We start from the raw sequence: 20,706 nt of genomic DNA, 5'->3' as shown, positions 1-20,706 counted from the left end.
GAAAAATCGGTAAACAGGACCGGCCTCTTCGCGGGTTTACCCGCGAAGAAGGCGACGCGGTCTCGAGTCAGAGCACCCGGCTTTCGAAGCGGCTCACACCCGGCAACTCCAGCACCAATTCGTCACCGACATTGAACGGCCCCACACCCGCCGGGGTACCGGTGAGGATCACATCCCCCGCCTGCAGCGAGAAATGCGCGGCCATGTGCTGGATCATCGGCACGATCGGGTTGAGCATCATCGCGCTGTTACCATCCTGGCGAACTTCGCCGTTGACGGTCAGGCGCACCGGGATGTCGGTCACATCCTCGAAGCTGGCGGCCGACACGAACGGCGGCAGTACGCAGGCGCCATCGAAGCACTTGGCCAACTCCCAGGGCAGGCCCTTCTCTTTCAGCTTGGCCTGCACGTCACGCAGGGTAAGGTCTAGCGCCGGTGCATAGCCGGAAATGGCGTCCAGCACCTCTTCCTCACTCGGGTGAGTCGACAGCGGCTTGCCCAGCAGCACGGCAATTTCCGCCTCATAGTGCACCGAGCCACGTTCCGTCGGGATCTTGAAGCCGCCCTCGGCTGGTACCACGCAGCTGCCCGGCTTGATGAACAGCAGCGGTTCGGTGGGGATCGGATTGTCCAGCTCCTTGGCATGCTCGGCATAGTTACGGCCGATGCACACCACCTTGCCCAGCGGGAAGTGAATGCGTGTGCCGTCTACGTACTGATGCTGGTAACTCATGGCCGACTCCTCTGGACACTGCTTTCTATTCAGGTGCGAAGATCTTACCCGGATTCATGATGCCGTTAGGGTCGAACACGGCCTTTATTGCCTTCATGCAGGCAATTTCTTCGGGCGAGCGGCTATAGCCCAGGTAGTCACGCTTGGTCATGCCCACACCATGCTCGGCGGAGATCGAGCCGTTGTAGCGCTCGACGATCTCGAACACCCACTTGTTGACCTTGGTGCACGAGGCGAAGAAGTCGTCCTTGCTCATGTGCTCGGGCTTGAGGATGTTCAGGTGCAGGTTGCCGTCGCCGATGTGGCCGTACCACACCACTTCGTAATCCGGGTAATGTTCGGCGACGATGGCATCTATATCGCGCAGGAACGCTGGCACTTTCGACACCGTGACAGAAATGTCGTTCTTGTACGGGGTCCAGTGCGAGATGGTTTCCGACAGGTACTCGCGCAGTTTCCACAGGTTTTTCAGCTGGGTCTCGCTCTGGCTCATCACCCCGTCCAGCACCCAGCCTTGCTCGACGCAGTGCTCGAAGGTGGCCAGGGCCTCGTTGGCCACCTCCTCCGTGCTGGCCTCGAATTCCAGCAGCGCATAGAACGGGCAGTCGGTCTCGAACGGTGCCGGCACATCGCCACGCGCCAGGATCTTGGCCAGGCCCTTGTCGGAAAAGAACTCGAAGGCGGTCAGGTCCAGCTTGCCCTGGAAGGCATGCAGCACCGGCATGATCGAGTCGAAATCCGGGGTCCCCAGCACCATCGCGGTGAGGTTGCGCGGCGCACGGTCCAGACGCATGGTGGCCTCGACCACAAAGCCCAGGGTACCTTCGGCACCGATGAACAGCTGCCGCAGGTCGTAGCCGGTGGCGTTCTTGATCAGGTCCTTGTTCAGCTCCAGCAGCTCACCCTTGCCGGTCACCACTTTCAACCCGGCCACCCAGTTGCGGGTCATGCCGTAGCGAATCACCTTGATTCCGCCGGCATTGGTGCCGATATTGCCGCCAATCTGGCTGGAACCGCTGGAGGCGAAGTCCACGGGGTAATACAGGCCCTGTTCTTCGGCGTAGGCCTGCAGCTGGCGGGTAATCACCCCTGGCTGGCAGACCACGGTGCGGTCGAAGGCATTGAAGCCGAGAATCTGGTTCATGTAGTCGAAGGCGACCACCACTTCGCCATTGGCCGCCACGGCGCCTGCGGAAAGCCCGGTACGCCCGCCAGACGGCACCAGCGCCACCTTGTGCGTATTGGCCCAGCGCACGATCGCCTGCACCTGCTCCACCGTCTTGGGAAAGACGATGGCGCTGGGTGCCGGTGGGTAATGCTTGGTCCAGTCCTTACCATAGGCTTCCAGGGAAGCTGCGTCGGTCAGGACCTTGCCAGGGTCGACAAGGGTCATCAGTTCATCAATTACAGCGGGGTGGGTCATCGCTGGAACTCTCGACTTATTCATAGTCACCCTGAGCACTCTTCACCTGTCGGGATAAGCTCAGATTGTGTCGCGTATGCTAGCATAGCCCTCCCGCTGTTCATGCTAAGGCCGCCTTTGCGCCTGGCATCACCCTCGCCATTTTTTCTCCGGGATACAGGTTTACGCAGATGAGCAAGACTTCTCTCGACAAGAGCAAGATCCGGTTCCTTCTTCTTGAAGGTGTGCACCAGAACGCGGTCGATACCCTCAAGGCCGCCGGCTACACCAACATCGAATACCTCACTGGTTCGCTGCCGGAAGCCGAGCTGAAGGAAAAGATCGCAGATGCCCACTTCATCGGCATCCGTTCGCGCACCCAGCTGACCGAAGAGATCTTCGACTGCGCCAAGAAACTGGTCGCCGTTGGCTGCTTCTGCATCGGCACCAACCAGGTCGACCTGGAAGCTGCCCGCGAGCGCGGTATCGCCGTGTTCAACGCGCCATACTCCAACACCCGTTCGGTAGCCGAACTGGTACTGGCCGAAGCCATCCTGCTGCTGCGCGGCATCCCCGAGAAGAACGCTTCCTGCCACCGTGGCGGCTGGATCAAGAGCGCGGCCAATTCCTTCGAAATCCGCGGCAAGAAGCTGGGTATCGTCGGTTACGGCTCGATCGGCACCCAGCTGTCGGTCCTGGCCGAGAACATGGGCATGCAGGTGTATTTCTACGACCCGCTGACCAAGCTGCCACTGGGCAACGCCGTGCAGGTCACCAGCCTGCACGAGCTGCTGGGCCTGGCCGACATCGTTTCGCTGCACGTGCCTGAGCTGCCGTCCACCCAGTGGATGATCGGCGAGAAGGAAATCCGCGCGATGAAGAAGGGCGCGATCCTGATCAACGCCGCACGCGGCACGGTGGTCGAGCTGGACCACCTGGCCGCCGCCATCAAGGACCAGCACCTGATCGGCGCCGCCATCGACGTGTTCCCGGTGGAGCCGCGCTCCAACGACGAGCAGTTCGAAAGCCCGCTGCGTGGCCTGGACAACGTGATCCTGACCCCGCACATCGGTGGTTCCACTGCCGAAGCCCAGGCCAACATCGGCCTGGAAGTGGCCGAGAAGCTGGTCAAGTACAGCGACAACGGTACCTCGGTATCCTCGGTCAACTTCCCGGAAGTGGCCCTGCCGGCGCACCCAGGCAAGCACCGCCTGCTGCACATCCACGAAAACATCCCGGGCGTGCTCAGCGAAATCAACAAGGTCTTCGCCGAGAACGGCATCAACATCTCTGGTCAGTTCCTGCAGACCAACGAGAAAGTCGGTTACGTGGTGATCGACGTTGACGCCGAGTACTCCGACCTGGCGCAAGAGAAGCTGCAACAGGTCAAGGGCACCATCCGTTCCCGCGTGCTGTTCTAAGTTCGCTGGCGGCATGAAAAAAGGGAGGCCCTGGTGGCCTCCCTTTTTTTGCCTGTGACATTGGTGTCGCTTGCTTCGCGGGCTTGCCCGCGAAGAGCTCAACCCCTATTTCACGTCGACAGTAATCTTCTGCGACACGACGCTCGGCTTGAACGGCACGTGATACTGGTCACCCAGCACCAGCTGCAGGGTGTGCTTGCCTGGGGTCAGGGTAATGCTGGTTTCGGTCTGCGCCTTGCCGAAGTGCAATACTTGCGGGCCATCCGGCAACGCGGTGCCGGCCTGTGGCATCAGGCTGGCCGGCAGGGCCATGTCGGCCACCGGCTCTTTATCCACATCCACCAGCAGGTGGTGGTGGCCGGAGTGCGGGGTGTTGTCACCCGCAGGCTTGAGCGCCATGCCCTCGATGCCGAACTTGACGGTGAAGGTCTTGTCGACCGTGGCGCCATCGGCGGGGGAAACGATGAAGACCTTGGCATCCTTGGGCGGCTCCTGGCTCTTCAGGGCATCTGCGGCACTGGCGAACATCGACGCTCCCATCATCAGACCAGCAACGGCAGCACGCGAAAATAGGCTGTTCATTCACTTCTCCTGTGATTCACTTATTGACCGCCGCCAGTATTCCAGTGGCGGCGGTGGTTCACCTTAGTTGATATGTTTGCCCAGATGTTCACATCCTCAGGCAGAAATATTTCAATCAGGGTTAAACAATGCCGAGGCTTCAAGGTCATAGGCTGCGCTCGACCACGGCGAGGAAGAAAGCCGTGGCGAAGGTTATTCATCTGCCAAAGAGAAAAGGGGCTTTAATGCGTTCGACCATAGGAGTAATGCTGGCGGTACTGATCACGCCATTGGCTCAGGCCGAGCTGATAGACGAAATTGCCGACCGGGGCGAACTGCGCATAGCCGTACAGGCCGACAACTCGCCGTACGCATTCAAGGAAAATGACCACCTGAGCGGCTTCGAGATCGACTTCGGCCAGGCGCTGGCCAAGGAACTGGACCTGCGCGCCGAGTTCATCGAAGCCCCTGCGGCAGAGGTACTGCCCGGTGTCGAGAGTGGCAAGTACGACATCGCACTGACCCCGTCGAGCGAATCGCCCAAAGGTGACGGCCAGCTCGATATGAGCCTGCCGTTTGGCGAGAAGCAGCTGGTGATCCCGTTCCAGAAGGACAACCCGGCGTTCGAGAGCGCGGTGAACAATGCACTGCAGCGGCTCAAGGACAGCGGGCGGACTGCCGAGCTTGAGCAGAAGTGGTTCAAGGGTGTGCCTGAGACTGCGTCCGGGCAGTAAGCGCTTTATTGCCTATCACGGCCTCTTCGCAGCACAAGGCTGCTCCTACAGGGATCGCTTACCCTTGTGCTGCGAAAGGGCCGGGACAGGCTCAAGCCGAAAGCCCAGCCAACGCCTGCTCCGCCAGTTCCAGCTCCAGCTCGCTGAACACCAGCACCCCCGCCCGCCGCAGTAATGCCGTGGTCACCCCTTCCCCGGCCACCTTCACACCACTGAACGTGCCGTCATAGGTCAACCGGTTGCCACACGAAGGGCTTCCAGCCTTCAGCACGGCCACGCGAATGCCATGCCGGCGCACCAGGTCCAGCGCCCGCTGCGCCCCGGCCAGGAACTCGGCGCTGACATTCTCGCCCGTCACCGTAAGCACCTGCGCGTCACCATCGAGCACCTCCCCACCCTGCCCGCCCGGTATCTCTGCAGGCGGCCGTGGAGTCGGCAAGCCACCCGCCACTTCCGGGCACAACGGCACCACGCGACCTTCGGCCTGCCAGCGCTGCAACAGGTCGGGGTGACCACTGGCTCGGCCGTCATAGCGCACTGGCTGCCCCAGCAGGCAGGCGCTGACCAGCACCTTGGGCAGGTCAGAACGGGTCATTGCCACGGCGTCGGAACCAGCCGGTCAACGACAGCCGCTCACGCCCGGCCGGCAGCACCTCATGGGGCACCTCGCCCGACAGGAACACTACCAGGCAGCCCGCCACCGGCTCGACATCATGCTCGACACCATCCGCCAGGAACATGCGCAACTGGCCACCGTCCTGCGGCTGCCAGCCTTCATTCAGGTACAGGACTGCCGACACCATGCGCCGGTCATCATCGCGGAAGCGGTCAAGGTGCCGGCGATAGAACGCCCCTGGCGGGTACAAGGCAAAATGGCACTCGAAGTCTTCCAGGCCAAGGAACAGGCCCTGGTTGATGGCCTGGCGCAGCTGGTCCATGGCGCTCAGGTACTGGTCGCAGGCCTCGGCCTGGCCGGGGTCGATCCACTGGATCTGGTCGCCGCGAATGGCCTCGCGCACCTCCTGGGCAGCACCGCGCCCAACCCCTGCAGGGTTGAGTTCGCCTTCGGCATCACGGCGCCGGCACTCGGCCGCGAGCGCACGCACCAGGTCGGCGGGCAGAAAAAGCGCCTGCTCGGACCAGCCATGGGTGGCCAGATCGTCGACGACGGCCGCAAGCATCGGGTGTTCAGGGGAGATGTGCATGGCGCGCATCATATCCATTAGCCATGCCGGCGCACAGCGCCACTTGGCCGAGAAGCACGCGGATATCTCGACAAACCGGCGCCCGGCCACGGACAATAGCCACCTGCCGACAGGAGTCCTGAATGCGCCGTCTGTTTTCCCTGATTCTGCTGATGATCTGCACCGTGCCTGTCTGGGCAGACAACCTGGATCAACTGTACAAGGCCGCCGGCTGGCCCGACCAGCGCGCCCATTTCAATGATGCACTGACCGCTGCCCAGGAACGCTACCGCAACAGTTTGCCACCCGCCGTGTACCAGGCGCTGGTAAACAACAGCAACCAGCGCTTCCAGGCCCAGGCGGTGGACCGTCGCGCCCAGGCGCAGCTGCGCGCAACCTTGGCCAACCCGGCACCGGCGCTGGCTTTCTTCCGGTCGCCGCTGGGGCGCAAGGTGGTGGCTGCGGAGCTCAAGGCCACACGCAAGGACGAACTGGCCAGGAATGCCAAGGGCTTGCCGAAGATCCAGGCCAGCGATGATCGCCTGCTGATAATCGGGCATCTGGCCCAGGCCCTGCCGGCGCGCGAAGCCGGCGCCGAAGTGAGCCTGGCCATCGCCGGCGTGGCTGCCGACAGCCTCAGTTCGATGATCCCCGGCCTGTTCGGCGGCGGTCAGGCCCAGGGCCTGCTCGATGGTCAGCGCCAGCGTCTGATGAGCCAGATTGGCGAAGACCTCAACAACACGCTGCTGTATGTCTACCGCGACCTGTCCGATGCCGAGCTGGAAGAGTTCGCCACCTTTGCCGAGTCGCCGGACGGCAAGGCTTACTACCAGGCAGCCCTGGCCGCTGTACGCGCAGGCCTGGCGGTTGGCCAGAGCACCAACGACCTGAAGTGATCAGTTCAGGCGCTGGTCGATGAAGTCGAAGTAGCGCTTGCGAATGCCAGGTAGCTCGTTGGCCAGGTGGTGACGGGCCTCGGGCAGCATCAGAATCTGCGGCTCGGCAAACTTGGCCTTGAGTACTTCGAGGTTGTACGGCCAGTCCACTGTGCCATCCGCTTCTCCTTGCACGATCAACGGCCGCCGCGAGCTGCGCGGCGCGGCTTCGATACGCTTGACCCAGGCAATCAAGGCGCCCACCCAGGCGGTTGGCAGACGGCGCGGTTGCAGCGGGTCGGCTTCGAGGAACGGCAGGAAGGTCGGGTCATTGGTGTTCTCGCTGAAGCGCCGCTCGATGCCATTCACGAAGTGACGCAACACGCGATAGCTCAGCTTCGACCAGCGCCAGGCACAGGGCCGCACCAGCGGTGCCAACAGGATGACCTGGCCATCGATGGGGCTGCGCGCGCCTTGGTACAACAGGTGGTCCACGGCGATGGCGCCACCGGTGCTTTGCCCGCACAGGTGCCAGGGGCGCGGCAGTTGCAGCGTGCGCGCCTGTTCGAGCAAAGCCTCCAGCACCTGCTGGTAAACCGCGAAATCACTGATGCTGGCCCGCTCGCCGCTGGACAGGCCATGGCCGGGCAGGTCGCAACTGATCACGGCGAACCCCTGTTTGAGCGCCCAATCGATCACGTGACGGTACAGCCCCATGTGATCGTAATAGCCGTGCAGCAGAAACAGAGTCGCGCTCGGCTGCTCGGGTAGCCAGGCCTGCCCGACCAGATCGAACCCCGCGGCCTGGAAGCCGCCCAGCCAACTGTGAGCCGACAGGTTGAGGCCATAGAAGCGCTGGTAGTCTTGCGCCTGCGCCGACAACGGCTGGCGAACGGTCAGCGGCGCCAGGCTGGTGCGCAGGAGGTCGGGATGAAAGGCAGCGGGCATCGGGTACATCCACAGTGAAGCAAGTATTGATCTGGGATATTCAGCTCTGGCTGGCGTCGTGGCAAGCTTGCTCGATTTCAGGCCGATAGCGGTATCCCCCGGTAGGAGCAGCCTTGTGCTGCGAAGAGGCCGGTACTGCCACAACAACTCCCTCAGTCATGCCGGCCCTTTCGCAGCACAAGGCTGCTCCTACAGAGGGCCGCGGAAACTTCATGAAGACTCGGATCATCAAACCGCTGTGCACGGCAATCGCCCTTCTGGTCGGCGTGACCATCCTCTGGCAGGCCTACACCACCTTCCAGGCCCGCTACCTGCGCCCGTTCGACAACCAGGCCACGCTGTTCGACGGCAGCCAGCTGCAGTTGCCCCCCGAACTGGCAGGCCCCGGCCCGATCCGGGTAGTGCATTTCTGGGACCCGGCCTGCCCGTGCAACGTCGGCAACCAGCAGCACCTGGGCGACCTGGTCAGCCGGTTCGCCAGCCAGGGCGTGACCTTCCACGTGCTGCAAAAGCCCGACAGCCACGGCCAGCTGCCAGCCAACCTCACCGCCCTCAAGCCACTCGCCAGCCTGCCCGGCAGCGAACACCTGCCCGCCTCCCCGGCCGTGGCCATCTGGGACCGGCAAGGCCACCTGGCCTACTTCGGCCCCTACAGCGAAGGCGCGGTGTGCAATGCCAGCAACAGCTTCATCGAGCCGATCCTCAAGGCGCTACTCGACGGCCGCCAGGTGAGTGCCTCAAATACCCTGGCGGTGGGCTGCTACTGCCCCTGGGCCGGCTGACGCACCCGCGCAGGGTTGCCCACCACCACCGCCCCAGCCGGCACATCCCGAGTCACCACACTACCGGCACCCACCACGGCGTTATCGCCAATGGTCACCCCCGGCAGGATGATCGCCGCGCCGCCGATCCACACGTTGTTGCCGATGGTCACCGGCCGGCCACTCTCCAGCCCAGTGCGGCGCACCTCGGGGTCGAGCGGGTGGTCGGCGGTATAGATCTGCACGTTGGGGCCGATCTGGCAGTCATCACCGATACGCACCGGCAGCACATCGAGGATCACGCAGTTGAAATTCATGAAGGTGTTGCGGCCGACGCTGATGTTGTAGCCATAGTCGCAATAGAACGGCGGGCGGATCACCGCGCCTTCGCCGACCTGGCCAAAGTGCTCTACCAGGAGCCCATGACGTGCGTCGTTGAGCAATTCGACACTGCTGTTGTAGCGGTGCATCCAGTGCTTGTTGGCGATCTGCTCGGCCTGCAGCTCGGGGCAGCCAGCGTGATAGAGCTGGCCTGTAAGCATTTTCTGTTTTTCGCTGAGGGACATGGAAACTCCTTCCTGGGGCTATGCTCTGGTCGCGAATCCGCCGATCATCGGACCACATTTTTCGCTTGAACGCACAAGGAGCCTGCATGAAGCGCAGCTTGACCCTGTTGGCCGTGATGGTTGCCGTGGCCGCCGGCGCCGGATACTGGTATGTGCAGGGCAAGCTGCCGCAACGCGAGGGCGACGTGGCCATCGCCGGCCTGCAGGCGCCGGTCAACGTGCGCTACGACGCCCGTGGGGTGCCGCACCTGCAGGCGCAGAGCGAGCCGGACCTGTATCGTGCTCTCGGTTACGTGCATGCCCAGGACCGGCTGTTCCAGATGGAGATCCTGCGGCGCCTGGCCCGGGGCGAGCTGGCCGAGGTACTGGGCGACAAGCTGCTGCCCACCGACACCCTGTTCCGCAGCCTGCGCATTCGCGAACAGGCAGCACTGATGGCCAAGCGTCAGGACCGCCAGTCACCCGCCTGGCAAGCCCTGCAGGCCTACCTCGACGGGGTGAACAGCTGGCAGGCCAGCCACCCAAAACCCGTGGAGTTCGACCTGCTCGGCATCACCCCACGCCCCTTCAGCGCCGAAGACACCCTGAGCATCGCCGGCTACCTGGCCTACAGCTTCGCCGCCGCGTTTCGCACCGAGCCCGCGCTGACCTACATCCGCGACCAGCTGGGCCCTGAGTACCTGAACATCTTCGATCTCGCCTGGCAGCCCGAGGGCGCCTTGGGTACACCGCTAGCTGCTGCCGACTGGCAAAGCCTGGAGGCCCTCGCCCACCTCAGCCATGACGCGCTGGGCGATGCGGGCATCCCGCAATTCGAGGGCAGCAACGCCTGGGCCGTGGCCGGCAGCCGCACCCGCAGCGGCAGGCCGCTGCTGGCCGGCGACCCGCACATCGGTTTTGCGGTGCCGGCGGTGTGGTACGAGGCCGAGCTGTCGGCGCCGGGCTTCAACCTGTATGGCTACTTCCAGGCGCTCAACCCGTTCGCCCTGCTCGGCCACAACCGCGACTTCGGCTGGAGCCTGACCATGTTCCAGAATGACGACGTCGACCTGATCGCCGAGCGCACCAACCCTGCCGACGCCAACCAGGTGATGGTCGATGGCAAATGGCAGGCGCTGGAAAAGACCGAGCAGCAGATTGCCGTCAAAGGCGAAGCACCGGTCACCCTCAGCCTCCGCCGCTCGCCCCATGGCCCGATCGTCAACGACGTGCTGGGTGCCATTGCCGGGCCCACGCCAATCGCCATGTGGTGGGCGTTCCTAGAAACCGAAAACCCGCTCCTCGACGGTTTCTACCATCTCAACCGCGCGGATACCCTGGGCAAGATGCGCGAGGCTGCGGCCAAGGTGCATGCGCCAGGGCTGAACCTGGTCTGGGCCAATGCCCGTGGCGATATCGGCTGGTGGGCGGCGGCGCAGTTGCCGATCCGCCCCGACGGCGTCGACCCCGTGTTCATCCTCGATGGTGCCAGTGCGCAGGCGGACAAGCTCGGCTTCTACCCCTTCAGCGTCAACCCCCAGCAGGAGAACCCGGCACGCGGCTACATTGTCTCGGCCAACTACCAGCCTCCAGCAGCAGTGCCGATACCCGGTTACTACAACCTGCCGGACCGAGGCCGCCAGCTCGATCGCCACTTGGCCAACCCCGACGTGAAGTGGGATACCCAAAATAGCCAGGCGCTGCAGTTGGACACTGGCAGTGACTATGGTCCGCGCACACTTGCACCACTGCTGGCAACGCTGCGCGCAGTGGCCGAAGGTGACGAAGAGAAGGAGCTGGTCGAGCAACTGGCAGCCTGGAGCGGCGACTACCCGCTCGACTCGACCAGTGCCACGCTGTTCAACCAGTTCCTCTACGAGCTGGCATTCGCGGCCTTGCATGACGAGCTGGGCGACACCTGGTTCCCGGTGCTGATCAGCACCCGCGCCATCGACGCAGCCCTGCCGCGCCTGGCGGCGGATGCCGATTCACCGTGGTGGAACACCCGCGGAGCCAACCAGCGCACCGACCGTAACGCCGTGGTGCGGATGGCGTGGCAGAACAGCTTGAAGCACCTGCGGGAAACCCTGGGCAACGACCCGGCCAGTTGGCAGTGGGGCAAGGCCCATACCCTGACCCACAACCACCCGCTGGGGGTCAAAAAGCCGCTGAACCTGCTGTTCAACGTCGGCCCGTTCGCCGCACCGGGCACCCATGAAGTGCCGAACAACCTCTCGGCGAAGATCGGCCCGGCGCCATGGCCGGTGACCTATGGGCCGTCGACGCGGCGGCTGGTCGACTTTGCCGATGCCGGGCAGGCGCTGACCACCAACCCGGTCGGGCAGAGTGGTGTGCCGTTCGACAGGCATTTTGCGGATCAGGCCGAAGGGTATGTGCAGGGGCAGTACCAGAAGGCGCAGATGGGGGTGATTCCGGCGCAGAGTACCTTGCGTCTGGTGCCAGCCCATTCGCAGCACAAGGCTGCTCCTACAAGAGACCGCGATCCCCTGTAGGAGCAGACTTGTGCTGCGAATGGACCGCAAAGCGGCCCCCGACAATTTCGAATACCCTACAGCGCTCCCAGCCGAGACCCATTCCATGCAAAGACACTTCATCGAAATCGACGGCGCCCGCATGAGCTACATCGACCAGGGCCAAGGCTTCCCGGTCCTGCTCGGCCACAGCTACCTGTGGTCCGCCGAGATGTGGCAGCCGCAAATCGAAGCCCTGTCAGCACACTTCCGCGTCATCGTCCCTGAGCTTTGGGGCCACGGCGGCTCCGATGCTCCGCCTGCCACGACCATCGACATTAACAGCCTGGTCCGCCAGCACCTGACGTTGCTGGACAAACTGGAAATCACCAGGTGCCACCTGGTCGGGCTGTCGGTAGGCGGTATGTGGGGGGCACCGCTGGCTGCTACCCACCCTGACCGAATTGATCGCCTGGTGCTCATGGACACTTACCTGGGCGCCGAGCCGGAGGAGACTCGGCTCAAGTACTTCGCCTTGCTGGATGCCGCCAGCGAAGCCGGCGAATTCAGCGACCTGCTGCTCGACATCATCGTGCCTATTTTTTTCCATGCAGGCGGCCAGACCGTGCCTGAAATCCGTAAGCGGTTTCGCGCTCAGCTAAAGGCAAGCAGTGCACAAACAATTTCCGAGAGCCTCGATCCCATGGGGCGGATAATCTTTGGACGACACGACCTGCTGGAGCAACTCGAGCAGCTGCCGAGCGAGAGAACCATCCTGATGTGCGGCGACCAGGACATTCCGCGGCCGCCGGAAGAGTCCAATGAAATGGCGCGGATCATTGGCTGCCTGGCGGCGCAGATTCCGTTTGCGGGGCATATCTCCAGCCTGGAGAACCCACGGGTGGTGAATGAGTTCCTGTTGAACTGGCTGCCGCGCAACCAGTGAGATTGCCGGGGCTGCTTTGCAGCCCTTGTGGGAGCGGGTTCACCCGCGAAGCAGGCAACGCGGTGCATGGCACCGGCTTCGCCGGTGTTCGCGGGTGAACCCGCTCCCACAACAGCCTCATTTACCCGACTAACCCTGCCACTTGCCCCCTTCCACAATCACGCTTTCCGGCTTGGTGTCATCGCTCAGTTCCTTGCGTACATACTGGTCATACAGCTTCAGCAGAAACTTCTCCTCCCCCAATTTGGCCAGCTCGGCATTCACCCAGTCACGCAGCTCGGTGTTGCCCTTTTTCACCGCCGGTGCAATCGGTGCCTCGTCACCCAGCAGCTCAGGCAGCACGCGGTACCCCGGGTTCTGCTTGGCCCAGCTGAACAGAATCAGGTTGTCCTGCGCATAGGCATCGCCACGCCCGGTGGCCAGCGCCTGCAGCGACTCGCTGTTCTTCTCGAACTTGAGCAGTTTCCAGTCCGGGTGGTTCTTGGTCAGCCAGATATCAGCGGTAGTGCCGGTGGTGACGATGATGGTCTTGTCGGCCAGGTCGTCGAGCTTCTGCACCGGGCTGCCATCCGCGACGATGGCCTGCACGGCAACGCGCAGGTTGGGGTTGGTGAAGTCCACCGCTTCCTTGCGCTCCGGGGTCACGGTCATGTTGGCGAGAATCAGGTCGACCTTGTCGCTCTGCAGGAACGGGATACGGCTGGCCGGCTCCACGGCAACGAACTCGACCTTGTTTTCATCACCCAGCAGGTCCTTGGCCAGGCGCCGGCCGATATCGGTATCAAAGCCCACGTAGCGGCCCTGCTCATCGACGAAACCGAACGGTGGCTTGTCGGTGAACACGCCGACAATCAGCTTGTCGCGGGCCTTGATGGTTTCCAGGTAGCTGGTGGCCGGCGAGGCCGCCGCCGGCTTGGGTGGCTCTTCAGCCTTGTTGCAGCCGGCCAGCAGGGCCAGGCCGAACAACGGCGCCAGCAGTTTGGTGAGGTTGGCAGTTTTCATGACAGTTCCTTGTGCAGTGTCTTCGGCAGGCTTTCTACGAAGGAGAATTTCTCCAGGAACTGCTGCGCGCGTGCGGTCCGCGGTCGTGTGAAGAAGCTCTCGGGGTCGCCCTGTTCAAGGATCCTGCCGGCCTCCATGAACACGATGCGGTCGGCCACCGCGCGAGCGAAGGCCATTTCGTGGGTAACGATGAGCAAGGTCATGCCGTCGCGGGCCAGGCCCTGGATCACCTGCAGCACCTCCTTGACCATTTCCGGGTCGAGGGCTGCGGTAACCTCGTCGAACAGCATCACCTCGGGGTTCATGCACAGCGAACGCACGATGGCGATGCGCTGTTGCTGGCCCCCGGACAATTGCCGGGGAAAGGCGTCGCGCTTGTCCAGCAGGCCGACCCGCGCCAGCAACGCCTCGGCCTGGGCCTGGGCTTCGGCGCGCTCGCGCCTTTGTACCTTGAGCGGGCCAAGCAGCAGGTTGTCGATCACGCTCATGTGACCGAACAGGTGATAGCTCTGGAACACCATGCCGACCCGCTGGCGGATCTCGCGCCAATCGGTGCGCGGGTCGAGCAGCTCCTGCCCGGCCAGGCGCAGGTGGCCGCCGTGGGCCTGCTCCAGGCCGTTGAGGCAGCGCAGCAGCGTGCTTTTGCCACAACCGCTGGGGCCGAGGATGACCACCACCTCGCCGGCCGCCACCTGGAGGTCGACGTCCTTGAGCACCTGTTGCTCGCCAAAGAACTTGTTGAAACCCTGAAATTCGATCAATGCGCTCATGAGTGGGCCCAGCGGCGTTCCAGCACGCGTGAAGCGGCGGACAGCGGATAGCAGACGATGAAAAAGAACAGGAACAAGGCGCCGTAGATCAGCACCGACTCGTAGGTGCGTTCGATAATCTGCTGGCCGGCCTTGATCACCTCGACCACGCCGATCAGCACCGCCAGCGAGCTGGTCTTGATGATCCGCGTGTAGATGTTGATGGTCGGCGGGGTCATGCGCTTGAGCGCCTGTGGCAACAGCACGTAGCCATACAGCTGCCAGCCGGCCAGGCCGATCGACAACCCCGCCTCGCGCTGGCCGCGCGGCAGCGAGCGCAGCGCGCCACGCACCACCTCGCCCACCTCGCTGGCGCCCCACAGGCCCAGCACCAGTACCGCGCACCAGAAGCTGGGGATGCTCAGGGCAAAGAAGATCGGCAGGCCGAAGAACACCAGGTACAGCCAGACCAGCACCGGGATGGCACGGAACAGTTCCAGATACACCTGCAAGGCGATATTCAGGGCCCGGTTGCCCAAGGTTGCCAACACACCATAAAGCACACCGCCCAGCGTCGCGAAGAGGATGCCCAGCGCGGAGATGGCCAGGGTCTGCGCCGCGCCGCCAGCCAGCTGCGGCAATGCCTGCAGCAGCAGTTCAGACGCCGAACTGGCCATGTTGCAGCCTCCTTTCGATATAGCGCAGCAGCAAGGACAGCGGCAGGAACAGCAGCACACAGAGCAGGGTCAGCACGGTGAGCATTTCATAGGTCTTGTAGTACAGCGCGATGTAGTTCTTGGTCGTGTAGAGAATTTCCGGCACGGCCACCGCCGACACCACGGTGGTTTCCTTGAGCAGGAAGACGAAGTTGGCGAACAGTGCCGGCAGGCTGAGGATGCCCGCCTGGGGCAGCACCACATGGCGCAGCAGCTGGCCTTCGGACAGGCCGATGGAGCGCCCGGACTCCAGCTGGGCACGGGGCACGGCCTCGATGCCGGCACGCAGCACCTCGGTGAGGTAGGCACCGCCCATGAAGGTCATGGTGATGATTGCAGCGGCAAAGCCGGAAATCTTCAGGCCCAGGCTGGGCAAGGCGAAGTAGACGAAGAACAGCTGGATCAGCAGCGGCGTGTTGCGGGCCAGCTCCACGTAGGCTTTTACCAGGCGCCACAGGTACGGGGTGCGTAATACCAGCAGTGTGGCGTTGACCAGAGCGACCAGCAGCGAGGTGGCGATGGCGATCAGGCCGACCTGCAGGGTCACGCCCACGGCCTTGAGGAAGGCGGGCAGCGTGCCGAGGATGAATGCGGTGTCGAGGGTCATGGGTAAAGCAGATCTGCAGGGTGCGCGTGGGCACGATAGCTAGACTCTAATGATCTAAAAACTTTTTAATAAATATCTTTATCGCATATACATATCACTGAGAATTCAGCGCTGATGGCATGTATTGCCGGCGCACACAGGACCTTGTGGGAGCGGCTTCAGCCGCGAACACCGGCGCAGCCGGTGCCATGCACCGGGTTGAATTCTTCGCGGCTAAAGCCCAGAAATGAAAACGCCGACACAAGAGTGTCGGCGTTGGGTCATGCAAGGTAATGCAAGCGCATCAGAACGCCGGCAGCACCGCACCTTGGTACTTCTTGGCGATGAATTCCTTCACTTCCGGGCTGGTCAGGGCCTTGGCCAGTTTCTGGATGGCTTCGCTGTCCTTGTTGTCCGGGCGGGCGACCAGGAAGTTCACGTATGGCGAGTCGCTGCCTTCGATCACCAGCGCGTCCTTGGCCGGGTTCAGGCCGGCTTCCAGGGCGTAGTTGGTGTTGATCATGTCCAGGTCGACCTGGTCCAGCACGCGCGGCAGCATGGCCGACTCAAGCTCGCGGAACTTCAGCTTCTTCGGGTTCTCGGCAATGTCCTTGGGGGTGGCCAGGGCGTTCTTCGGATCCTTCAGGGTGATCAGGCCAGCCTTCTGCAGCAGTAGCAGGGCGCGGCCGCTGTTGCTGCCCTCGTTAGGGATGGCAACGGTAGCGCCTTCTTTCAGTTCGCTCAGGCTCTTGACCTTCTTCGAGTAACCACCAAAGGGTTCGACATGCACGCCGATCACGGTTTCCAGGTGGGTGCCCTTGCCTTCGTTGAAGTTCTGCAGATAAGGCAGGGTCTGGAAGTAGTTGGCGTCCAGGCGCTTCTGGTCAACCTGCACGTTCGGCTGCACGTAGTCGGTGAAAACCTTGATCTGCAGGTCCACACCTTCCTTGGCCAGGGTCGGCTTGATCAGCTCGAGGATTTCGGCGTGCGGTACCGGGGTGGCGGCGACAACCAGTTTCTCGGCGGCGGTAGCCAGGCCGGCAAACGACAGGGCAGCGGCCAGGGCAGTGGTCAGCAGGGTTTTCTTCATGGTGATCCTTGTTCTGGTTCTGGGCCATCGACGATGGCGAATCGGGTGCCCAACCGGTTCACCAGCGGGCGTGAGGCGGACAATACCCAGATTTTTTATTCCGTAAAAATATCTTTTATTTAGCTGCTTATTCCAAAAACAAAATGCTATCAGCCATTTTGCTTTTGAGCAGTGTCTAGCGCTCAGGGTCGGGCAGGTCCAGGTCGTCTGCCAGGATCTCCTCGCCATCATTCACCAGCAAGGCAAAGTGGATGACATTCTCCAGTTCACGGGTGTTGCCGGGCCAGGGGTGTGCCTCCAGCGCCTGCTGCGCCGCCTCGCTCACCAACGGCACAGGCCGCTGCAGGCGCACGCTGTAGATGCCCACGAAGTACTCGGCCAACGGCAGGATATCGCCCGGCCGCTCGCGCAGTGGCGGCAGCTCCAGCGCGCCCTCGCGCAGGTACTGGTACAGGCGCTCGTTGAAGCGCCCCGCGCGCACCACCCGCGCCAGATCGATGCTGGTAGCGGCCACCAGGCGCACGTCCACCGGTTGCGGCTGCTGCGCGCCCACCCGGGTAACCTCGCGGTTTTCCAGGGCGGCCAGCAGCTTGCCCTGGATGGCCAGCGGCAAGTCGGCGATCTCGTCCAGGTACAACGTGCCGCCGTTGGCCGAGCCGAACCAGCCGGCACGGCTGCTGGCTGTGCCACCTTGGCTGCCGGCACTGTAGCCGAACAGCTCGGCATCGGCGTAGGTGGGGCTGATGGCAGCGCAGTTGACCGACACGAACAACCCGCTGCGGTCACTGGCACGATGGATCTGCCGGGCCAGCAGTTCCTTGCCGGTGCCGGTTTCGCCACGGATCAGCACCGGCAAGGGTTGTGGCGCCAGGTGCTCGAGCTCCTCGCGCAACTGCTGCGAACGTGGGTCGATGAACACCAGCGCCTTGGCGCGGATGCTCAGCGGGCTCTTGTCCAGTTCAGGGAAGGTCAGCAACGGCTGGCCAAAAGGGTTTTGAAAAGTCATGACGAACTCCCGCCCCAGGCCTTCAATGGCCGGGCGTCAGGCAAACGGTAAACAGTAAGGGCGATCAGGCGCGGCGCAGTGCGCGCTGCTCGACCCGGCTCTGCAAGCGATACAAGTAGGCGAAACCTTGTTCCCAGCGCTCGTGGCCGGACTTGACGTTGATGTGCCCGGCGTTGGTCAGCAGCCCTGCTTCGGCGCCCCAGACCTGGGCCAGATACAACGCCCTTGGCACGCTCACGGCCGGGTCGTTGTCCGAGCTGACCACCTGGCTGGGGAATGGCAGTGCTTCGGTCGGGATCGGTGCGAAGTTGCGCAGAGCTGGCGCGCAGGTCGGCCGCTCCACGTCAGCGGGTGCCACCAGCAGCGCGCCACGTACCCGCCGCAGCAGGGCCGGGCTGGCCTGCGCGGCCCAATGAGCGACGGTTATGCAGCCCAGGCTATGGGCAATCAGAATCACCGGCGAGCGCTCGGCGGCAATCGCCTGCTCCAGTGCCTGCACCCAGTCCTGGCGTTGCGGAGTCAGCCAGTCGTTCTGCTCGACCCGCACACTGTTCGGCAGGGTGCGCTGCCAGTGACTTTGCCAATGATTGTCTGGCGATCCTTGCCAGCCCGGCACAATCAGGTAACGAATCGACTCATTGCGCATGGGGACGCCTCCGGTGAGTTTGCGTGCTTGGAGACAAGTATAGGGAGGGAGTTATATCAGTAAAGGAATAAGAAGCTATTTATTAATAACCAAAAAATCTCAATATCTTGTGCGACCCCTGTGGGAGCGGGCATGCCCGCGAAGCAAGCACCGCGGTGGATGGCACGGGCTTCGCCCGTGTTCGCGGGCACGCCCGCTCCCACAGGGATCACGCAAAAAAAGGAGCCATCCCCTGCCAAGAGATATGGCCCCTAAGCACTTGCCTGAAGAAAGTTGACGGGTTCAGCGCGCGGTAATCACCGCCAGCTTGCTGATCCCGGCACGTTCGATAGCCGCCATGGCCCGCGCCACTTCGCCGTAGTTCACGCCATCATCGGCCTGCAGCTGCACGCGCAGCTCCCCGTCCTTGTCCTTGGCAGCCTTGAGGCTGGTTTCCAGCAGGTCTGGCTGGATCTCGTCCTTGTTAATGAACAACTTGCCGTCACCATCAATGCTGACCACCAGCGGGTCCTTCTGCTCCACCGGGGCCACAGCCTCGGTCTTGGGCAGGTTGATGGGGATGGCATTGGTCAGCAGCGGCGCGGTGACGATGAACACCACCAGCAGCACCAGCATGACGTCCACCAACGGCGTGACGTTGATTTCACTGAGGACTTCGTCGCTGTCCTGGGTCGAAAAGGCCATGTCAGGACGCCTCCTTCACCGGTTGGGTGAAACCGGCCTGGGGCCTGTGCACGGCCGGGTGCACCAGCACGCGGAAAGCACTCTTCTGCGCCAGGCTGTAGAAGTCGTGGGCGAAGTCATCGAGGTCGGCGGCGGTAAGCTTGAGGCGGCGCAGGAAGTAGTTGTAGACCAGCACCGCCGGCACCGCGACGGCGATACCCACGCCGGTGGCCACCAGTGCCGCGCCAATCGGCCCGGCCACGGTTTCCAGGCTGGCGGAACCAGCCGCGCTGATGCCCTTGAGCGCTTCCATGATGCCCCAGACGGTGCCGAACAGGCCGATGAAGGGCGAGGTACTGCCGATACTGGCGACCACCGCCAGGCCGGTTTCCAGCGAACGGCGCTCACGCACGATCTGCTGGCGCAGGGCGCGCTCCAGGCGGTCCTGGTGGTTGATGGCGTGGCTCAGGTCATTGGCCTGGCTGTCACCGACTGCGATGGCGGCATAACCGGCCTGGGCAACGCGGGCGGCAGGGCCAGGCAGGTCGTGGCTGGGCTCGGCAGCCGAGTCCAGGCTCGAGGCGGCCCAGAATTGCTGGTGGAAGCGTTTGTCCTGGTTCTTCAGCCGCACGAACTGCACGACCTTGACCAGGGCCAGGCCCCAGGTGACGACAGAAAAACCGACCAGCAGCCAGATGACTGCGCTTTCAACGGATTGGAGGGGGGATGCCAGCAGGCTCATGATGATGTCTTCCTGTGTTCTGCGAAAAAGTTAGCGAAGCTTGAAATCAATCGGCACGCTGACCCAGCCGGTCTGGGCCACGTCACCCTGCTTGGCAGGCACGAAACTCCAGCGCTTGACCGCGGCCAGTGCGGCAGCGTCGAGGGCATCACGGCCGCTGCTCTTCTGGATCTGGATCTGTCCGGGCTTGCCGCTGGGCAGCACCTCGACGCGCAGCAGCACGGTGCCTTCCCAACCGCGGCGCTGGGCCATCTGCGGGTACTCCGGCGCCGGGTTCTTTAGGTACGCCGCGTTGGCCGATGCCGGGGTGACCGGGGCCGGCGCGGGTGGTGCTGGCGGTGCCGGGGCAGCCACAGGCGCTGGCGGCGGCGCTTCGACCGGCTTGGGCTGAGGTTTGGGCTGTTGCTTGACCACCGGTTTGGGCACGGGCTTTGGCTTGGGTTTGGGCTTGGCGGCCAGCTCGTCGACCACGGGCGGCGGTGGCGGCTGGACCACCGGCGGTGCCGGGGCTGGTGGCGGTGGTTCGACCACAGGCGGTGCCGGCGCGGCGAACTCGATGGTCATCGGCGGTACTTGCGGAGGCACCACCGGCAGCTCGGGCGTTGGAGCCTGGCTGACCCAGTACGCTGCTGCGCCATGCAGGGCCAGCACCAGCATGCCCAGCACCAGCTTGTCGCGGCGCTTGAGCCCACTGACAGGCGTGCGTTGCAAGCGCAGCTGGCCAAGCGGGAGGCGAAGCATGCGTCCAAGGTCGACCAGGTCACCCGGGGCCGGGCGCCATGGCTGGTCGTAGGCCCTGACGGCCGACTGGACATTACCCATTGATCAAACTCCTGGGACTCGATTCCGGTGTGTGGCTGAATCATCGGGGTCAGGGGCTTATCTCTAAAAGCAATATTTAACATTAAGCAAATAGCTAATCGCG

23 protein-coding genes are annotated in these 20,706 nt (G+C 63.3%); 6 read left to right on the top strand and 17 right to left on the bottom strand.

Annotated features, from left to right (window positions below; genetic code table 11):
- Positions 1 to 67: 67 nt before the first annotated feature.
- Positions 68 to 733: a fumarylacetoacetate hydrolase family protein gene (locus CAG18_RS18920; protein ID WP_015272191.1), complete on the bottom strand. Its 666-nt coding sequence runs from the start codon at positions 731 to 733 to the stop codon at positions 68 to 70.
- Between the two features lie 25 nt (positions 734 to 758).
- The gene (locus tag CAG18_RS18915) at positions 759 to 2,156 is read right to left on the bottom strand and encodes an FAD-binding oxidoreductase (RefSeq protein WP_015272192.1); all 1,398 of its coding nucleotides are present in this window, start codon (positions 2,154 to 2,156) and stop codon (positions 759 to 761) included.
- Between the two features lie 170 nt (positions 2,157 to 2,326).
- Between CAG18_RS18915 and serA the strand changes: the two genes are divergently transcribed.
- Positions 2,327 to 3,556, top strand: coding sequence for a phosphoglycerate dehydrogenase (gene serA, locus CAG18_RS18910; protein WP_003258542.1), 1,230 nt, complete (start codon positions 2,327 to 2,329; stop codon positions 3,554 to 3,556).
- A gap of 105 nt (positions 3,557 to 3,661) precedes the next feature.
- Here the strand turns inward: serA and CAG18_RS18905 are convergent, their stop codons facing one another.
- Complete coding sequence (locus tag CAG18_RS18905; RefSeq protein ID WP_015272193.1) at positions 3,662 to 4,138, bottom strand: DUF4399 domain-containing protein; 477 nt, start codon at positions 4,136 to 4,138, stop codon at positions 3,662 to 3,664.
- 224 nt (positions 4,139 to 4,362) lie between these two features.
- Here CAG18_RS18905 and CAG18_RS18900 point away from each other — a divergent pair, with 224 nt between their 5' ends.
- Positions 4,363 to 4,851 (top strand): ABC transporter substrate-binding protein, encoded by a 489-nt coding sequence (locus CAG18_RS18900; protein ID WP_043935986.1) that lies wholly within the window; start codon positions 4,363 to 4,365, stop codon positions 4,849 to 4,851.
- Between the two features lie 91 nt (positions 4,852 to 4,942).
- On the opposite strand, the gene CAG18_RS18895 is transcribed toward CAG18_RS18900, so the two are convergent.
- Together CAG18_RS18895 and CAG18_RS18890 are read right to left on the bottom strand one after the other, a co-directional pair.
- Complete coding sequence (locus tag CAG18_RS18895) at positions 4,943 to 5,446, bottom strand: DUF523 domain-containing protein (protein WP_015272195.1); 504 nt, start codon at positions 5,444 to 5,446, stop codon at positions 4,943 to 4,945.
- Complete coding sequence (locus CAG18_RS18890) at positions 5,433 to 6,065, bottom strand: 2OG-Fe(II) oxygenase (RefSeq protein ID WP_085721365.1); 633 nt, start codon at positions 6,063 to 6,065, stop codon at positions 5,433 to 5,435. The genes CAG18_RS18895 and CAG18_RS18890 overlap by 14 nt, the downstream gene beginning before the upstream one ends.
- Positions 6,066 to 6,178: 113 nt before the next feature.
- Here CAG18_RS18890 and CAG18_RS18885 point away from each other — a divergent pair, with 113 nt between their 5' ends.
- Positions 6,179 to 6,931 carry a DUF2059 domain-containing protein gene (locus CAG18_RS18885; protein WP_015272197.1) on the top strand — a complete coding sequence of 251 codons (753 nt, stop codon included), beginning with the start codon at positions 6,179 to 6,181 and terminating at the stop codon, positions 6,929 to 6,931.
- On the opposite strand, the gene CAG18_RS18880 is transcribed toward CAG18_RS18885, so the two are convergent.
- Positions 6,932 to 7,858 (bottom strand): alpha/beta hydrolase, encoded by a 927-nt coding sequence (locus CAG18_RS18880; RefSeq protein ID WP_015272198.1) that lies wholly within the window; start codon positions 7,856 to 7,858, stop codon positions 6,932 to 6,934. It abuts the gene before it with no gap.
- 212 nt (positions 7,859 to 8,070) lie between these two features.
- On the opposite strand from CAG18_RS18880, the gene CAG18_RS18875 reads away from it, so the two are divergent.
- Positions 8,071 to 8,640, top strand: coding sequence for a DUF6436 domain-containing protein (locus CAG18_RS18875; protein WP_015272199.1), 570 nt, complete (start codon positions 8,071 to 8,073; stop codon positions 8,638 to 8,640).
- On the opposite strand, the gene CAG18_RS18870 is transcribed toward CAG18_RS18875, so the two are convergent.
- The gene (locus CAG18_RS18870; RefSeq protein WP_015272200.1) at positions 8,619 to 9,185 is read right to left on the bottom strand and encodes a sugar O-acetyltransferase; all 567 of its coding nucleotides are present in this window, start codon (positions 9,183 to 9,185) and stop codon (positions 8,619 to 8,621) included. The two genes, CAG18_RS18875 and CAG18_RS18870, sit on opposite strands and share 22 nt — an antisense overlap.
- An 86-nt stretch (positions 9,186 to 9,271) precedes the next feature.
- Between CAG18_RS18870 and CAG18_RS18865 the strand changes: the two genes are divergently transcribed.
- Together CAG18_RS18865 and CAG18_RS18860 are read left to right on the top strand one after the other, a co-directional pair.
- On the top strand, positions 9,272 to 11,677 hold the full coding sequence (locus tag CAG18_RS18865) for a penicillin acylase family protein (RefSeq protein ID WP_015272201.1): 2,406 nt from the start codon (positions 9,272 to 9,274) through the stop codon (positions 11,675 to 11,677).
- Between the two features lie 85 nt (positions 11,678 to 11,762).
- On the top strand, positions 11,763 to 12,581 hold the full coding sequence (locus tag CAG18_RS18860; protein WP_085721364.1) for an alpha/beta fold hydrolase: 819 nt from the start codon (positions 11,763 to 11,765) through the stop codon (positions 12,579 to 12,581).
- A 129-nt stretch (positions 12,582 to 12,710) separates the two neighbouring features.
- Here CAG18_RS18860 and CAG18_RS18850 read toward each other — a convergent pair whose 3' ends face one another.
- The 10 genes from CAG18_RS18850 to CAG18_RS18800 all read right to left on the bottom strand — a co-directional run bounded on the left by CAG18_RS18850 (position 12,711) and on the right by CAG18_RS18800 (position 20,603).
- A complete protein-coding gene (locus CAG18_RS18850) occupies positions 12,711 to 13,583 on the bottom strand; it encodes a transporter substrate-binding domain-containing protein (protein ID WP_015272203.1) in 873 nt (290 codons plus the stop codon).
- Positions 13,580 to 14,353 carry an amino acid ABC transporter ATP-binding protein gene (locus CAG18_RS18845; protein WP_085721360.1) on the bottom strand — a complete coding sequence of 258 codons (774 nt, stop codon included), beginning with the start codon at positions 14,351 to 14,353 and terminating at the stop codon, positions 13,580 to 13,582. The genes CAG18_RS18850 and CAG18_RS18845 overlap by 4 nt, the downstream gene beginning before the upstream one ends.
- Positions 14,350 to 15,009 (bottom strand): amino acid ABC transporter permease, encoded by a 660-nt coding sequence (locus tag CAG18_RS18840; protein WP_085721359.1) that lies wholly within the window; start codon positions 15,007 to 15,009, stop codon positions 14,350 to 14,352. Before CAG18_RS18840 ends, CAG18_RS18845 begins: the two co-directional genes overlap by 4 nt.
- Positions 14,990 to 15,655 (bottom strand): amino acid ABC transporter permease, encoded by a 666-nt coding sequence (locus tag CAG18_RS18835; protein ID WP_085721358.1) that lies wholly within the window; start codon positions 15,653 to 15,655, stop codon positions 14,990 to 14,992. Before CAG18_RS18835 ends, CAG18_RS18840 begins: the two co-directional genes overlap by 20 nt.
- 283 nt (positions 15,656 to 15,938) lie before the next feature.
- Positions 15,939 to 16,724, bottom strand: a complete 786-nt coding sequence (locus tag CAG18_RS18830) for a MetQ/NlpA family ABC transporter substrate-binding protein (protein ID WP_013974690.1) — start codon at positions 16,722 to 16,724, stop codon at positions 15,939 to 15,941.
- Between the two features lie 175 nt (positions 16,725 to 16,899).
- Positions 16,900 to 17,730 (bottom strand): sigma 54-interacting transcriptional regulator, encoded by an 831-nt coding sequence (locus CAG18_RS18825; protein WP_085721357.1) that lies wholly within the window; start codon positions 17,728 to 17,730, stop codon positions 16,900 to 16,902.
- Positions 17,731 to 17,794: 64 nt separating this feature from the next.
- Complete coding sequence (locus CAG18_RS18820) at positions 17,795 to 18,376, bottom strand: alpha/beta hydrolase (protein WP_085721356.1); 582 nt, start codon at positions 18,374 to 18,376, stop codon at positions 17,795 to 17,797.
- Between the two features lie 282 nt (positions 18,377 to 18,658).
- The gene (locus tag CAG18_RS18810) at positions 18,659 to 19,060 is read right to left on the bottom strand and encodes a biopolymer transporter ExbD (protein ID WP_054573412.1); all 402 of its coding nucleotides are present in this window, start codon (positions 19,058 to 19,060) and stop codon (positions 18,659 to 18,661) included.
- A gap of 1 nt (position 19,061) precedes the next feature.
- Positions 19,062 to 19,781 carry a MotA/TolQ/ExbB proton channel family protein gene (locus tag CAG18_RS18805; RefSeq protein WP_085721355.1) on the bottom strand — a complete coding sequence of 240 codons (720 nt, stop codon included), beginning with the start codon at positions 19,779 to 19,781 and terminating at the stop codon, positions 19,062 to 19,064.
- Between the two features lie 30 nt (positions 19,782 to 19,811).
- On the bottom strand, positions 19,812 to 20,603 hold the full coding sequence (locus CAG18_RS18800) for an energy transducer TonB (protein WP_085721354.1): 792 nt from the start codon (positions 20,601 to 20,603) through the stop codon (positions 19,812 to 19,814).
- Positions 20,604 to 20,706: the final 103 nt, after the last annotated feature.

Origin of the sequence: Pseudomonas sp. B22(2017), assembly GCF_002113105.1 — a bacterium.
Taxonomy (GTDB): domain Bacteria; phylum Pseudomonadota; class Gammaproteobacteria; order Pseudomonadales; family Pseudomonadaceae; genus Aquipseudomonas; species Aquipseudomonas asiatica.
Note: the sequence above shows the minus strand (reverse complement) of the source record. Positions and strands in the feature narration are given on the sequence as shown.

Coding starts and splice junctions, on each gene's coding strand:
- CAG18_RS18850 (WP_015272203.1), bottom strand. CDS start 13,583: ATGAAAACTGCCAACCTCACCAAACTGCTGGCGCCGTTGTTCGGCCTG.
- CAG18_RS18800 (WP_085721354.1), bottom strand. CDS start 20,603: ATGGGTAATGTCCAGTCGGCCGTCAGGGCCTACGACCAGCCATGGCGC.
- CAG18_RS18835 (WP_085721358.1), bottom strand. CDS start 15,655: ATGACCCTCGACACCGCATTCATCCTCGGCACGCTGCCCGCCTTCCTC.
- CAG18_RS18900 (WP_043935986.1), top strand. CDS start 4,363: ATGCGTTCGACCATAGGAGTAATGCTGGCGGTACTGATCACGCCATTG.
- CAG18_RS18870 (WP_015272200.1), bottom strand. CDS start 9,185: ATGTCCCTCAGCGAAAAACAGAAAATGCTTACAGGCCAGCTCTATCAC.
- CAG18_RS18890 (WP_085721365.1), bottom strand. CDS start 6,065: ATGCGCGCCATGCACATCTCCCCTGAACACCCGATGCTTGCGGCCGTC.
- CAG18_RS18845 (WP_085721360.1), bottom strand. CDS start 14,353: ATGAGCGCATTGATCGAATTTCAGGGTTTCAACAAGTTCTTTGGCGAG.
- CAG18_RS18840 (WP_085721359.1), bottom strand. CDS start 15,009: ATGGCCAGTTCGGCGTCTGAACTGCTGCTGCAGGCATTGCCGCAGCTG.
- CAG18_RS18810 (WP_054573412.1), bottom strand. CDS start 19,060: ATGGCCTTTTCGACCCAGGACAGCGACGAAGTCCTCAGTGAAATCAAC.
- CAG18_RS18915 (WP_015272192.1), bottom strand. CDS start 2,156: ATGACCCACCCCGCTGTAATTGATGAACTGATGACCCTTGTCGACCCT.
- CAG18_RS18880 (WP_015272198.1), bottom strand. CDS start 7,858: ATGCCCGCTGCCTTTCATCCCGACCTCCTGCGCACCAGCCTGGCGCCG.
- CAG18_RS18875 (WP_015272199.1), top strand. CDS start 8,071: ATGAAGACTCGGATCATCAAACCGCTGTGCACGGCAATCGCCCTTCTG.
- CAG18_RS18905 (WP_015272193.1), bottom strand. CDS start 4,138: ATGAACAGCCTATTTTCGCGTGCTGCCGTTGCTGGTCTGATGATGGGA.
- CAG18_RS18820 (WP_085721356.1), bottom strand. CDS start 18,376: ATGCGCAATGAGTCGATTCGTTACCTGATTGTGCCGGGCTGGCAAGGA.
- CAG18_RS18860 (WP_085721364.1), top strand. CDS start 11,763: ATGCAAAGACACTTCATCGAAATCGACGGCGCCCGCATGAGCTACATC.
- CAG18_RS18920 (WP_015272191.1), bottom strand. CDS start 733: ATGAGTTACCAGCATCAGTACGTAGACGGCACACGCATTCACTTCCCG.
- CAG18_RS18865 (WP_015272201.1), top strand. CDS start 9,272: ATGAAGCGCAGCTTGACCCTGTTGGCCGTGATGGTTGCCGTGGCCGCC.
- CAG18_RS18805 (WP_085721355.1), bottom strand. CDS start 19,781: ATGAGCCTGCTGGCATCCCCCCTCCAATCCGTTGAAAGCGCAGTCATC.
- CAG18_RS18895 (WP_015272195.1), bottom strand. CDS start 5,446: ATGACCCGTTCTGACCTGCCCAAGGTGCTGGTCAGCGCCTGCCTGCTG.
- CAG18_RS18885 (WP_015272197.1), top strand. CDS start 6,179: ATGCGCCGTCTGTTTTCCCTGATTCTGCTGATGATCTGCACCGTGCCT.
- serA (WP_003258542.1), top strand. CDS start 2,327: ATGAGCAAGACTTCTCTCGACAAGAGCAAGATCCGGTTCCTTCTTCTT.
- CAG18_RS18825 (WP_085721357.1), bottom strand. CDS start 17,730: ATGACTTTTCAAAACCCTTTTGGCCAGCCGTTGCTGACCTTCCCTGAA.
- CAG18_RS18830 (WP_013974690.1), bottom strand. CDS start 16,724: ATGAAGAAAACCCTGCTGACCACTGCCCTGGCCGCTGCCCTGTCGTTT.